Annotated in this window: 12 protein-coding genes; 7 read left to right on the forward strand and 5 right to left on the reverse strand. The window is 30.6% G+C overall.

Annotated features, from left to right (window positions below):
• Positions 1-4: 4 nt before the first annotated feature.
• From HF295_RS00540 to HF295_RS00550, 3 genes are read right to left on the reverse strand one after another with little or no spacing between them, the layout of a single operon-like run.
• Positions 5-697, reverse strand: coding sequence for an ABC transporter ATP-binding protein (locus HF295_RS00540; protein WP_312031891.1), 693 nt, complete (start codon positions 695-697; stop codon positions 5-7).
• Positions 690-1,847 (reverse strand): ABC transporter permease, encoded by a 1,158-nt coding sequence (locus HF295_RS00545; RefSeq protein WP_312031892.1) that lies wholly within the window; start codon positions 1,845-1,847, stop codon positions 690-692. Before HF295_RS00545 ends, HF295_RS00540 begins: the two co-directional genes overlap by 8 nt.
• Positions 1,831-2,478: a cobalamin B12-binding domain-containing protein gene (locus HF295_RS00550; RefSeq protein ID WP_312031893.1), complete on the reverse strand. Its 648-nt coding sequence runs from the start codon at positions 2,476-2,478 to the stop codon at positions 1,831-1,833. Before HF295_RS00550 ends, HF295_RS00545 begins: the two co-directional genes overlap by 17 nt.
• A 177-nt stretch (positions 2,479-2,655) precedes the next feature.
• On the opposite strand from HF295_RS00550, the gene aspS reads away from it, so the two are divergent.
• The 4 genes from aspS to proS all read left to right on the forward strand — a co-directional run bounded on the left by aspS (position 2,656) and on the right by proS (position 7,718).
• Positions 2,656-3,975, forward strand: coding sequence for an aspartate--tRNA(Asn) ligase (gene aspS / locus HF295_RS00555; RefSeq protein ID WP_312031894.1), 1,320 nt, complete (start codon positions 2,656-2,658; stop codon positions 3,973-3,975).
• A gap of 93 nt (positions 3,976-4,068) precedes the next feature.
• Positions 4,069-4,779, forward strand: a complete 711-nt coding sequence (locus HF295_RS00560) for an RluA family pseudouridine synthase (RefSeq protein WP_312031895.1) — start codon at positions 4,069-4,071, stop codon at positions 4,777-4,779.
• Positions 4,760-6,226, forward strand: a complete 1,467-nt coding sequence (locus HF295_RS00565) for a DUF4922 domain-containing protein (RefSeq protein WP_312031896.1) — start codon at positions 4,760-4,762, stop codon at positions 6,224-6,226. Before HF295_RS00560 ends, HF295_RS00565 begins: the two co-directional genes overlap by 20 nt.
• A gap of 55 nt (positions 6,227-6,281) precedes the next feature.
• Complete coding sequence (proS, locus tag HF295_RS00570) at positions 6,282-7,718, forward strand: proline--tRNA ligase (RefSeq protein WP_312031897.1); 1,437 nt, start codon at positions 6,282-6,284, stop codon at positions 7,716-7,718.
• 73 nt (positions 7,719-7,791) lie between these two features.
• On the opposite strand, the gene HF295_RS00575 is transcribed toward proS, so the two are convergent.
• Positions 7,792-8,313 carry a Fe-S-containing hydro-lyase gene (locus HF295_RS00575; protein ID WP_312031898.1) on the reverse strand — a complete coding sequence of 174 codons (522 nt, stop codon included), beginning with the start codon at positions 8,311-8,313 and terminating at the stop codon, positions 7,792-7,794.
• Positions 8,285-9,151 carry a fumarate hydratase gene (locus tag HF295_RS00580; protein WP_312031899.1) on the reverse strand — a complete coding sequence of 289 codons (867 nt, stop codon included), beginning with the start codon at positions 9,149-9,151 and terminating at the stop codon, positions 8,285-8,287. The genes HF295_RS00575 and HF295_RS00580 overlap by 29 nt, the downstream gene beginning before the upstream one ends.
• Before the next feature lie 129 nt (positions 9,152-9,280).
• Here HF295_RS00580 and HF295_RS00585 point away from each other — a divergent pair, with 129 nt between their 5' ends.
• The 3 genes from HF295_RS00585 to HF295_RS00595 all read left to right on the forward strand — a co-directional run bounded on the left by HF295_RS00585 (position 9,281) and on the right by HF295_RS00595 (position 13,791).
• Positions 9,281-10,129, forward strand: coding sequence for a DegV family protein (locus HF295_RS00585; RefSeq protein ID WP_312031900.1), 849 nt, complete (start codon positions 9,281-9,283; stop codon positions 10,127-10,129).
• 90 nt (positions 10,130-10,219) lie between these two features.
• A complete protein-coding gene (locus HF295_RS00590; RefSeq protein ID WP_312031901.1) occupies positions 10,220-12,001 on the forward strand; it encodes an ABC transporter ATP-binding protein in 1,782 nt (593 codons plus the stop codon).
• A complete protein-coding gene (locus tag HF295_RS00595; protein ID WP_312031902.1) occupies positions 12,001-13,791 on the forward strand; it encodes an ABC transporter ATP-binding protein in 1,791 nt (596 codons plus the stop codon). Before HF295_RS00590 ends, HF295_RS00595 begins: the two co-directional genes overlap by 1 nt.
• Positions 13,792-13,863: the final 72 nt, after the last annotated feature.

Below are 13,863 nucleotides of genomic sequence, written 5' to 3' on the forward strand. Positions count from 1 at the left end.
TTTATTATTTAGTAATATCGGTATAAACTCTTCCATCTTTTAACTCAATAATTCTATCCGTTTTTTCTGCGATTTTACGATCATGAGTAATGATGATAAAAGTTGTTTTTAGTTCTTTATTAATTTTTCTTAATAATTGGTATACATTTTCGGTTGAGTCACTATCAAGGTTCCCTGTTGGCTCATCTGCTAAAACTATATCCGGTTGATTAATTAAACTTCTTGCAATAGCAACCCTTTGTTGTTGTCCACCAGATAAATTAGTTGATAAAGTGTTTTTGTACTTATCTAAACCAACTGTTTCTAACAAATAATGAGCTCTGTTTAATACTTCATCAGTAACTTCTTGTTTTGAAATTTGGTATGGCATTAAGACATTCTCTAAAGCTGTAAACTCAGGTAATAAGTAATGGAATTGGAAAATAAATCCTATGCGTCGATTTCTAAATTCTGCTAATTGATCTTTGTCATAATTTGATATATCTTCATTATTGAATAAAACTCGACCGCTCGTTGCTTTATCCAATGTTCCGATAATGTTCAACATGGTCGATTTTCCTGAGCCTGATTGACCTATAATAGCATTAAAAGAATGTTTTTCAAAAAATAAATCAACTTCATGTAAGGCTTTATAAGGATTTTTAGTGTTTTCTCCATAAATTTTTACAACTTTATTTAACTCTAAAATTTTATCCATTTCTAATCACCTCAATGACAGATAATTTTGAAGATTTAATAGCAGGTGATAAAGCAGCAATGGTCGATGCAACAATAGCAATACCTGCAGACATTGATAAGAAACCAATATCAATAGTAATTGGAATACCTGTATCAGCAAAAACATCAAAAGCATAGAGTAAACCAATTCCTAGTAATATACCAATGATGGCTCCAAAGACACCTAATAGTAATCCCTCGAATAGAAATATCTTGCTGGCATCTTTATCTTTGATCCCCATAGCTTTAAGTATTCCTAATTGCTTAGATTTTTGTAATACGGTAATAGCTAAAACAGATGATATACCTAAGACAACAGATATAATAACAAATATTTGAATCATAAGTGAAGAAATACTTTGTCCTTGAAGTCCACTTAATAAATCACCATTTCTTTCAATCCAAGTCACAGACTGAATTGATGAATTATTTAAGTTAGATAAAATGCTTTGAGAAATTTCATCTGCTGCAAACACATCTTTGATTTGAATTTCAATGGCTTGAGTTTCATTGCTATTTAATCCTAAGATATTTTGACTAGTAGATAGTCCCGTTATCATCCATGAATTATTTAAATCAAGGGAATTAAAATCTACGAAACCAACAACCTCTAGAGTATAACTTGTACCTGATAAATCCGTGTTATCCACATATGACAATGAATCACCTATGTTTACTTCTAGTAAATCCTTTAAACCAATACCAAGGAGAACTTGATTATTAGATAAAGGAATGGTAGATTGGTCAGTTAATCTTTCTTTAAACTTGTAAATGCCTTCAGCATCATTAAATGATACACCTTTAATGACTATATTTTCCTTTAAAGTATTATTAGATAAGGCACCGCTTGATGTGACAGATGGACTTACATGAGTTAAGTCATCTCTTTGTTTTAACTCTCTAACCAATGATTCGTAATTTGATATATATCCCATATCAGAAGAACTGGTTAATGTAATTTGAGATTGAGAGCCGATAGCAGTGTCTATTAAGTTATCTTGGAGCCCATTAATTAAAGCACCAATAAAAACTTGAACAGAGACACCAACAGCGATTCCTAAAATAATCACTAAAGTTTGTTTTTTTGCGGATAATAGAAATCTTTTAGCTATATTAAAGGCGAGTTTCATTTTCATCACCTCTAAATTTCTTAATATCTTCTAGACTGTTGAGAATAAAATCGTGTGGTATTTGAGACTTTTTTGCATATTTCATAACTGCTTGGCCACCTAAGATTATTTTCACATTTTGATGATTATTTTGAATATCTTCTAGTAACTTTTTTGTTTGAATTAAATTGTAATAATTAGTGATACTAAGAGCTAAATAATCAGGCTTCATAATTTCTATAGCTGATTTAATTTCAAAACTAGGAGTATTTGCCCCGATGTATTTTACTTTGTATCCCATCAAATAAAAATAGTTGCTAGATATAATTGCACCAATTTCATGATATTCTTCTTGAGGACAAGCCACCACGACAAACTTATCAATATTTTTTGCTTTTTTGGCTTTGATTAGATAAGGATAGGTACTTTCTAAAATCGTTCTTACTATGGAAGTTCGTGTGTGTTCTTTCCAAATACATATTTCTTCGTGTTCACTGTTACATTCATAGTTTGCTAATGCAGGAATTAAGAAATGTTCATAAATATCGATTATAGAAACTGATTCTTCCAACAACTTATGGATAAAAAGAATTGCTTTATCTTTATCTTCATTATCTAATATAGCAATAAATTCATTAATTAATTTTTCCATACACCCTCCTTTAGTAAATATTATAACTTATTATTTTGTTTTTGTTGTGAATTTGCTTAATGTTTTTGAAAAAAATAATACTTTTTACTTGAAATAATAAAAGATATTATTCATTGAAGATTATTTAAAAATGTGCTATAATTGGTAAGAAATTTTAACATAGATTAGAGGGTTATCATGGCGAAAATATTATTTAAAGATTTAGAAAAATATTTTGATCAAGAAATTGAAATACAAGGATTTGTTGATAAAATAAGAGATTTACAATATGTTCAATTTGTGGTTCTAAGAGACTCATCAGCTAAAGTGCAAATGACACTTGAAAAAAATGATGAAAATAAGGAACTCAATGACATCATATCAAAACTTACTAAAGAAAGTACAATTTTAACCAAGGGTACTGTTTTTAAACAAGAAAAAGTAAAATTAAGAGGTATGGAGTTTATTCCAACTAATATTGAAGTCACTTCAAGAAGTGAAGAGGAATTACCTATAGATATTTTAGATTATAACAATAAATCAAAACAAGATTTAAGGTTAGACAATCGTTTTCTTGATTTAAGATTAGATAAAAACTACTTAATCTTCAAAGGTCAAACCTTAGCTGAAAATGCTATGAGAGAGTATTGGATTAATAATGACTTTATCGAAATTCATTCTCCTAAAATTCTAGGAACTGCATCAGAAACGGGTGCTGAAGTATTTGAGTTGGATTATTTTGGAAAAAAAGTATATTTAGCTCAATCACCTCAATTTTATAAGCAAATGGCTATGGCTGCTGGTTTTAATAATGTTTTTGAAATAGGACCTGTATTTAGAGCTGAAAACTCTCATACCGCATATCATGCTACTGAGTTCACATCAGTTGACTGTGAGATATCTTGGATAAAATCACATCATGAAGTGATGGATTTGGAAGAAGCTAAGCTTGTACATGTGATGAAGTCTTTAAAAGAGAAACTCACTGTTGATTTCAAAGAAATATTTAAAAAAGAAATTCAAATACCTAGTGAAAAATTTCCTAGAATTCCATTTTTAGAAGCCAAACAAATCATCCAAGAAAAATATAAATATTTTGGTGAAAAACCTTATGATTTTGATAGAAAAGAAGAAGAATTAATTTGTATGTATGCAAAAAAGAATTTAAATTCAGATTTTGTATTTATCATTGATTATCCTTTCCAAGCAAGACCTTTCTATCATATGTTAGATGAAAACACTAAGCTAACTAAGAGTTTTGACTTATTATATAAGGGTATTGAAATAACAACGGGTGCTCAAAGAGAACATCGAATTGATGTATTAAAAGCTCAAGCCTTAGAAAAAGAAATGTCTTTAGAATCCCTTGATTTTTATTTGAATTTCTTTAGATATGGTATGCCACCTCATGGCGGCTACGGTTTTGGTTTAACAAGATTTTTAATGCGTTTATTTGAAGTGGATAGTATTAGAGATGTAACATTCTTGTATAGGGGTCCAAATAGAGTTATGCCTTAAAAGATTATGAGATTATTTCAAATGAAATAATCTCATTCTTAATAAATAAACATACGTTTATCTACTTTGTGGTAAAATAGACAAGAGGAAATGATGGACATAAAAATATTATATGAAGACAATCATCTGCTAGTCGCAGTCAAAAAACCAGGTGTATTATCACAGGCTGGTTCTTTAGATATGCCTGATATGTTAAGTATCTTGAAAGACTATATAAAAGATAAATATCAAAAACCAGGAAATGTTTTCTTAGGGTTGGTTCATAGATTGGATTTAAATGTGGGCGGGGTTATGGTCTTTGCAAGAACATCTAAAGCTGCAAAAAGACTCAATGAACAAGTGAGAAATCATCTTTTTTCAAAAAAATATTTAGCAGTTGTATTGGGTAAAATGAATTTAGATCAACAAGTTCATGTTTTAGAGAACTATATAAAAAAAGATGAAGTACATAAGGTTGCCCAAATTACAGAGTCTAAGAATGACCAATATGCTAAGCTTACTTACCAAGTTATAGAACAAGTTAATATTAAGCGTGATGTTATTTCATTGGTTGATATAAGTTTGGAAACTGGTAGATTTCATCAAATAAGAGCACAATTTTCTCATATAGGACACCCCTTATATGGTGATAATAAGTATGGTCCAAAAACACTAGGTTATGAATTAGGCTTATATGCTTATGAACTTTCTTTTTCTCATCCGATAACAAAAGAATCTTTGACCTTTATTCATTACCCTGGTGAAGGAATCTTTAAGAGCTTTATAATCTTTGGAGGTAATTCTAATGATTCAAATGAGAATTAACCAGTTGATTCAATATGGATTAGACAATCAATTATTAAATTTAGATGATTCTTTTTATGCAACCAATAAGTTGTTGGATATTTTTAAGATAAAAGATTTTTCAAGCAAAAGTGTTGAGTCAATTGACTATAATGTTTTAATGAATGATCTGATTGCTTATGCATTAGAGAAATCAATTATAGAAAAAGATACACTCTTTGAAAGAGATGCTTTTGAAGCAAGATTAATAGATTGTTTGTTGCCGCGACCAAGTGAATTGAATCGGATGTTTCGTTTAAAATATAAAAAATCTCCCCAACAAGCAACTTTTTTTTATCACGAGTTTTCTAAGAATTCCAGATTTATTAAACTGGATAGAATTGATCAAAATATTAAATATAATTATCCTGGTAAATATGGTGATTTAGACATCACCTTAAACTTATCAAGACCTGAAAAAGCTTCAATAGATTTTACGAATTTATCAATTGAAGAAGATCAATATCCTCTTTGTCCATTATGCATGGAAAATATAGGTATGTATCAAAATGCTTTAATGGAACCAAGAATGAATCATAGACCCATTTCAATTACCGTGAATAATGAAAAAGATCAATGGGCTATGTTTTACTCACCCTATGCTTATTTTAACGAACATTTAGTTGTTTTTAGAAAAGAACATATAAAAATGTTCATGAATGATCAAGCTTTTGAAGAGATGGTTGATTTTGTTAATAAATTTCCTCATTACTTTATAGGATTAAATTCGGGCTTACCTATTGTAGGAGGTTCTTTATTATCCCACCATCATTTTCAAGCTGGTAGATATGATTTTCCAATTGAAAAAGCTAGGGTCGTAAAAAAATACAAAGTCAATCGTGTTAGTATTGAAGTCTTGGATTGGCCAGTCGCAACAATTAGGTTGATTGGAAACAATGAAAATAGATTATTGGATACTGTGCATTATATCTATGAAAATTGGAAAAAATATCATAATGAATCATTGAAAATTTTTTCTGAAACTTCTCAAGTTCACCAAAGTATAACACCTTTTGTGAAATTAGATGGTTTAAAGTTTAATTTTTATATGGTATTTAGAAATAATTTTACTAATGATGACTTACCCCATGGCCTATTTCATCCTAGTCCAGAAAAATTTCATATAAAAAAAGAAAATATCAGTTTATTTGAAGTCATGGGTATGGCTATCTTACCAGGACGATTGGTAGAAGAAATAGAATTAATTAAAGATGTCTTATTAAAAAACAAATCTCTAAATGATTATAGGCAACTGGATAAACATGCTGATTGGATTAAAGAGATGATGAGTAAAAACTTACCTGATAACTTAGATGAATATATTAAAATGGAAATCGGTAGGATATTTGAACAAATGTTAGAAGATGTAAATATCTTCAAATATGGTGATCAAAAAGATTTTATATCCTTTGTAGAAAAAGCGATATAAGTATCTTCATTTAATAAATAAATTGTGTTATAATGATTTGAAATTGAGGTGCAATATGGGAAAGAAAAAATTTGTTAAAGCAATAACTTCAAGGGATGAAGATTTTGCTCAATGGTATACGGATGTTTGCTTAAAAGCAGAATTAATGGATTATTCTGATGCAAAAGGTTTTATTATTTATAGACCTTATGGCTATGCTTTATGGGAGAACATGAAAAATTACTTAGATGCTGCCTTTAAAAGAACTGGCCATGAAAATGTATATATGCCACTTGTTATTCCTGAATCTTTATTTTTAAAAGAAGCAGAACATGTTGAAGGCTTTGCGCCTGAAACTGCAATTATTACAATGGGTGGTAATGAAGAATTACAGGAAAGATTAATCATTAGACCTACATCAGAAGTTTTATTTTGTAACCACTATGCAAAAGTGATTGAATCACATCGTGATTTACCTAAGAAATATAACCAATGGTGTTCTGTTGTTAGATGGGAAAAAACAACTAGACCTTTCTTGAGAGGATCTGAGTTCTTATGGCAAGAAGGTCATACTGCTCATGCGACAGAACAAGAAGCAAGAGAAGAAGCGTTGAATATGTTAGATATCTATCAAGACTTAGGGAAAAACCTGCTAGCGATCCCTTTTATTACTGGTGTAAAGACAGATAAAGAGAAGTTTGCTGGGGCAGTAGATACATATACAATAGAAGCTTTGATGCATGACAATAAAGCTTTACAGTCAGGAACAACACATTACTTAGGCACTGGATTTGCAAAAGCCTTTGATATTAATTTTCAAGATAAAGATGGGGAATTGAAAAATGTTTATCAAACGTCTTGGGGTGTCTCTACGAGATTAATTGGGGCTGTGATCATGGTTCATGGTGATGATTCAGGTTTAGTTTTACCGCCTTATTTAGCACCTATACAAGTAGATATTATACCTATTATGTCACACGTCGAAGGTGTGATGGACAAATCGCTCGAAATTAAAGAGTCTTTGGAAAAATTAGGTATAAGAGTAAAACTTGATGATACAGATAAATCTCCTGGATGGAAATTCTCGGAATCTGAAATGAGAGGAACACCTCTAAGAATAGAGGTCGGACCAAGAGACTTAGAAAATAATCAAGTTGTTGTTGTAAAAAGATACAACCGAGAAAAAATAACTTACCAAATTGATCAAGCCATTTCAGATATTCCAAATTTATTAAAAAATATTCATGATGCTATGTATGAGAATGCTTTAAAAAATGTGGAAGAAAATACTCGAGTAACCAATGATTATGAAGAATTTAAACAAATAATGCAAGATAAATCAGGTTACGTGAAAATGATGTGGTGTGGTGATGAAACTTGTGAAGCACAAATCAAGGAAGAAACCAAAGCGACATCAAGGTGTATGCCTTTTGATCAGTCTCCAGTTGGAGAAAAATGCCCTGTTTGTCATAAAGAAGCAAAACATTTAGTGTACTTTGCTAAAGCATATTAATTAATTAGACTAGGAGTTTTCCTAGTCTTTTGTATTAAAAAAAAACGCAATCTATATGATTGCGTTTAAAATATTAAAATACAGATTGACCTAGAGAATCTATGGCAACAATGGCTGGAAATTCAACAACTTTTAATTGCCTTATAGCCTCAGATTCAAGATGTGGATAAGCAATGGTAATATTTTCTTTAACTGCTTGAGATAATTTTGCGCCTAAACCACCAATAGCAAGAAGATAAACGGCTTGGTGTTTTTTTAATTCTTCAATAAACTCTTGACTTCTAGGACCCTTTCCAATCATGACTTTTAAACCTTTATCCATTAATTTGGGACTGAACTGATCCATGCGATAAGACGATGTAGGGCCACATGCACCAATAACTTGACCTGGTCTAGCTGGAGTAGGACCAACATAATAAATGACTTGATCCTTCACATCAAAAGGTAATTCTTGGTTATTATCTATAGCATCTATAAGTAATTTATGAGCAGCATCTCTTCCCGTATATATATATCCAGTGATTAATACTTCTTCACCGGCTCTTAAAGATCTTCTTAGCTCATCACTAATGGGTGTTGTTAATTTTTTTTCCATGAAGAGTCACCTCACTTTTTCTTGCGCTATGGCATTGTAAATTAACCGCTACTGGAAGAGAAGCTATATGACAAGGAAATGAATTGACTTTTACTGCAAGTGCAGTAGTGATTCCACCAAGCCCCATAGGTCCTACCTCTGTTTCATTAATTAACTTGAGAAGTTTATCTTCTAACTTACGATCGACTTCATTATCAGCTTGATCATCGATGTGTCTAAATATAGCTTTTTTTGCAATTAAGGCTGCTTTTTCAAAGTTACCACCAATGCCTACACCAACAATCAAAGGCGGGCAGGCTTTTCCACCAGCTAATTTTACTGTTTCTATAACGAAATCAATAACACCTTGTTCACCCTCTCCTGGAGTTAACATAGCTAATCTTGACATATTCTCACTTCCACCACCCTTTGGCGCTGCATGAATAATTAAGTCATGGCCATCAATAAATTCATAATGGATGACTGCTGGTGTATTGTCTAAAGTGTTGATTCTACTTAGAGGATGTCTTACCATTGATTTTCTAAGATAACCATCAAGATACCCTAATCTCACACCAGCATTGACAGCATCTTCAATGTCAAAATCAAAAATAAGTTCTCTACCTATTTCTAGTATAACAACTGACACACCAGTGTCTTGGCAAAGAGGAATTTGCTTTTCTCTAGCAATATCTTGGTTTTCAATAATCTTTGATAGTACTGATTTGCCTAACTGGCTACTTTCTTTTTTATAAGATGATTTTAATTTCGCTACAAAATCATCACCTAAGTGATAAGCAGCATCAATAAACATATCTTTTATAGTGTTAACTATATCTTTTCGTTCGATCGTATACATTATTTCACCTCATCACCATTATATCAAAAGAAATGGATTTTTAAATAAAAAAAACCTTATTCTCTAAAATTCTATAAAGCGTTTACATTTTCTTTAAATTTGGTTATAATCTTTATGAGGTAGGTAAATATGCGAAAAACTAAATTAGTAACGGATAGCACTTGTGATTTAAGTAAAGAACTAATAAATAAGTATGATATTGAAGTTATACCTTTGTTGGTTAATTTCAAAGAAAAGTCATACCTTGATGGTGTAGATATTCAAGTTCCACAGATGTATGATATGGTTACAGACACGAATGAATTACCTAAAACAGCAGCACCTGCCCCTGGTGCATTTGTAAGTGTTTTTAAAAAATATCTAGAAGAAGATTATGATATTATCTATATGGGTATAGGATCTAAATTTTCAGCGACTTTAAATTCAGCCAAAGTTGCTAAAGATTTACTGGAAAGTGATCATATATACCTTATTGATTCTTTAAATTTATCATCTGGTACAGGTTTGCTTTTACTCAAAGCTGGTGAAATGATTAAAAGAGGCTTAAGCCCTGAGCAAATCAAAATAGCTATTGAAGAAATGGTACCTAAGGTAAGATCTCAATTCGTAATTAATACTTTAGATTATTTATATAAAGGCGGAAGATTAAATGCCTTATCAGCTTTTTTTGGGACCATGTTAAGATTTAAACCCATTATAAAAGTGCGAGATGGACTCATGGGCGTTGGTAAAAAAGGGAGGGGTAAAATCGAAAACGCTATCAATATCATGTTATCTGATATGTTAGGAGAAGCTGATCAAATAGATCAAGATTTTATGATGATTACTCATTCAATGGCTGATGATAAAGCTGTTTATATTAAAGATAAAATTAAAGATAAAATCTCTGTTAAAGAAATTCATGAAACTCAGGCTGGATGTGTTATTTCTAGCCATTGTGGAAAAGGTACCATAGGCGTACTATATATTCTTAAATAAGATCTTATGTAATGACATAAGATTTTTTTTTGATTTTTATGGGACGATGGGGTAAAATAATAAGTTGTGACTAAATATTGGAGGATCTATATGCTGTTTGGAAAACATGTGAACAAATTTTATTTAAAATATGGCGTTTTTTTCTTGTTGGGGGTAATCGCCTTAATACTTGTTGATTACTATCAATTGTTAATACCAGAATATATTGGAAATATCATCGATGGTCTCAATGGAGAAGAAGGTGTTGAAATAATTGATGAAATGGCTGATATTACACAAGTTATTATCAATCTCCTATGGATAGCTTTGGTGATAGTTTTTGGGCGATTTGCTTGGCGAATTTTTATTTTTGGGACATCAAGACAAATTGATTATGATTTAAGAAATAAGATGTTTGCTCATGCAGAAAAGTTAAGTCAAAGTTATTATGGCAAGAAGAAAACTGGTGGATTAATGGCTTTGTTTACCAATGATTTAAATGCCATTAGAATGGCTTTTGGTCCTGGTTTATTAATGTTATTTGATGTTTTAATTTTAGGTACATTGGCTTTTTATAAAATGTATAACCTTGATCCTTTTATCACATACATGGCAGCAATTCCGCTTTTCTTAATTGCTGTTTTAGCAACTTTTGTTTCAAAGATTACTAGACAAAAATTCAGAGAAAGACAAAAAGCTTTTGAAGATTTAAGTGATTTTACTCAAGAAAATTTTTATGGTATTACTGTAGTCAAAGCATTTGTTAATGAAATTAGAGAAATTAGAGCTTTTGCAAAAGTAAATAAGAACAATCAAGAGAAAAATGAAGCTTATATTAGAGTTAGTACCTTATTGCATGTCAGCATTGAACTATTCATAAATGTGGTTAGAGTTATCATGTTAGGCTTGGGTGCTTTATTAGTTATGAACACTATTGGAGAAGAAGCTGACTTTACTGTAGGTAATCTAACAACCTATATTGGTTACTTTGGGTCGCTTATTTGGCCGATGATGGCTATAGGAAGACTCATCAATATGAGAGCTCAAGCCAAAGCATCTTTGGATAGAATATCTGAATTCTTAGATGAACCTATTGAAATTAAAGATGATAGAGAACAATTAGAGCACGTAGATGAAATCTATGGAAAAATTACTTTCAATAACTTATCTTTTGCTTATCCTGGAACAGAAAAATTAGTCTTAAAGAATATTAGTTTAACAATTGAAAAAGGACAGACTATTGGTATTATAGGTCGTACAGGCTCTGGAAAAACTACGATGGTAGATTTGCTTCTAAGATTATATAACTTAAGAACTAATGAACTTTTATTAGATGATCATGATATTATGAAGTTACCAATTAAAACAATCAGAGATTCAATAGGGTATGTACCACAAGATAACTTTATTTTTTCTGATTATATCAGAAACAATATTTCTTTTGCTGATGACGAAGCGGATATAGAACTCGTAACTGAGATGGCAAAATACTCAGACGTTCATCAAAATATTATTGATTTTCCTAGTCAATATGACACCATGGTTGGCGAAAGAGGTGTCACTTTATCAGGGGGTCAAAAACAAAGAATTTCAATTGCTAGAGCTTTACTAAAAAAACCAAATATATTAATCATGGATGATTCCTTCTCTGCAGTTGATACTAAAACAGAGGAGTCAGTTATCTCAAACTTAAAAAAACTCAGACAAGGACAAACGACAATCATTATTGCTCATAGAATTTCTACCATAAAAGAAGCTGATCAAATTATATACCTAGAAGATGGCGAAGTTTACGCAAAAGGAACTCATGATGAATTAATCAAATCATGTAAACTATATCATGATTTAGTTCTCCGTCAACAATTAGAGTCTGAATTGGAGGGAGAAGAATAATGGCGAAAATGAATAAAGATTTCGATGAAATCATCAATCGTGAAATGACTGATACGCAGATTATCAAACGATTATTAACCTATGTTAAACCATATTTAAGACCTGTTATTATTTCATTTATTTTAGTTGTTATTATTGTTGGATTAGATTTAGTTGGACCTTATTTTGTATCAATAGTCTTGGATGAATTATCATTATCTGATATCAATGGGCTAAAAATCATTCTAATTGTTATTGCATATTTACTTACATTATCTTTATTGGCTTTTTTGACTTATAAGCAACAAATTATGTTGCAAGTTACAGGCCAAAAGATTATTTATAATATTAGACGAGATGTCTTCAATCATATGGAAACATTATCTATCTCTCAATTTAATCGAGTACCTATCGGTAAATTAGTGACGCGTGTTACAACAGATATTGATAGACTAAATATGCTTTATACTGATGTGGTTGTTTCAGTATTTAAGGATATATTAATGGTCTTTGGGGTTTTCATTTTTATGTCGTTTTTAGCACCAAAGTTAACGCTATGGCTATTGGGATTAGTTCCATTAATTTTCATCGCTTCATATGTCTTTAGAAAATTTGCGCGAAAAGCTTATCGTAAAGTAAGAAAAAATGTTTCAAATATTAATGCATTTTTATCTGAACATTTATCTGGTATGAAGTTGATTCAAATTTTTAATAGAGAAGACAAAAAATATAATGAGTTTAAAGGTAAAAACAATATTTTAAGAAGAGCTTATTATCAAGAAATATTAACTTTTAGTTTGTATAGGCCATTTATGTATATGTTGTATGTATTAGGCTTGATTCTAATCTTATGGCAAGGTACAGGTTTTGTTATAGAAGGTTATATTAGTGCTGGTATTTTATTTGCTTTTACTCAATATGTAAATCGATTCTTCCAGCCAATTCAAAATTTAGCTGCTCAATTTAATGTTTTGCAAGAAGCTTTTACTTCCGGTGAAAGAATATTTGAAATTCTTGATACTGTACCTGAAGTACAAGACGAGAATGATGTTATTGAATTAGAAAAAGTCAAGGGTAAAATAGAATTTAAAAATGTATGGTTTGCTTATAACGAAGGTGAATGGGTTTTAAAAGATGTTTCATTCGTTGTTCAACCAAATCAAACAATGGCTTTGGTTGGAGCAACAGGATCAGGAAAAACAACAATCATTTCATTAGTTGTTAGAAATTACGATATCCAAAAAGGTCAAATTTTAATTGACGATATTGACATAAAAAAAATTAAAATTTCAAGTTTAAGAGAAAAAATTGGTCAAATGCTTCAAGATGTTTTCTTATTTTCGGGTACAATTGAGTCCAATATTCGTTTAAGAGATGAGACCATCACTGATAGAGATGTTTTATCGGCTTCTAAATATGTTAATGCCGATTATTTTATTCAAAAATTGCCAGATAAGTATGATGAATTGGTAAGAGAAAGAGGCAATAATTTTTCTTCTGGGCAAAGACAATTATTGTCTTTTGCTAGGACGATTGTCCATCATCCACAAATAATGATTTTAGATGAAGCCACCGCTAATATAGATACTGAGACAGAAATGTTAATTCAAGAATCATTAAAGAAAATTATGAATATAGGTACTATGATTATCGTAGCCCATAGATTATCAACAATCCAACACGCGGACAATATCATAGTCATGCAAAAAGGTAAGATAATCGAACAAGGAAATCATCAGGAATTACTTAAAGCTAAAGGACATTATTATCAGTTGTATCGTTTGCAATATGATAAAAAAGTTGAAGAATAATAATTTTGAGCTATTCATATGATGAATAGCTCTTTTCTTTCTTAATAATTAGTTGACATCGCAACTATATTA

It is taken from the genome of Hujiaoplasma nucleasis (assembly GCF_013745115.1).
GTDB lineage: Bacteria > Bacillota_I > Bacilli_A > Izemoplasmatales > Hujiaoplasmataceae > Hujiaoplasma > Hujiaoplasma nucleasis.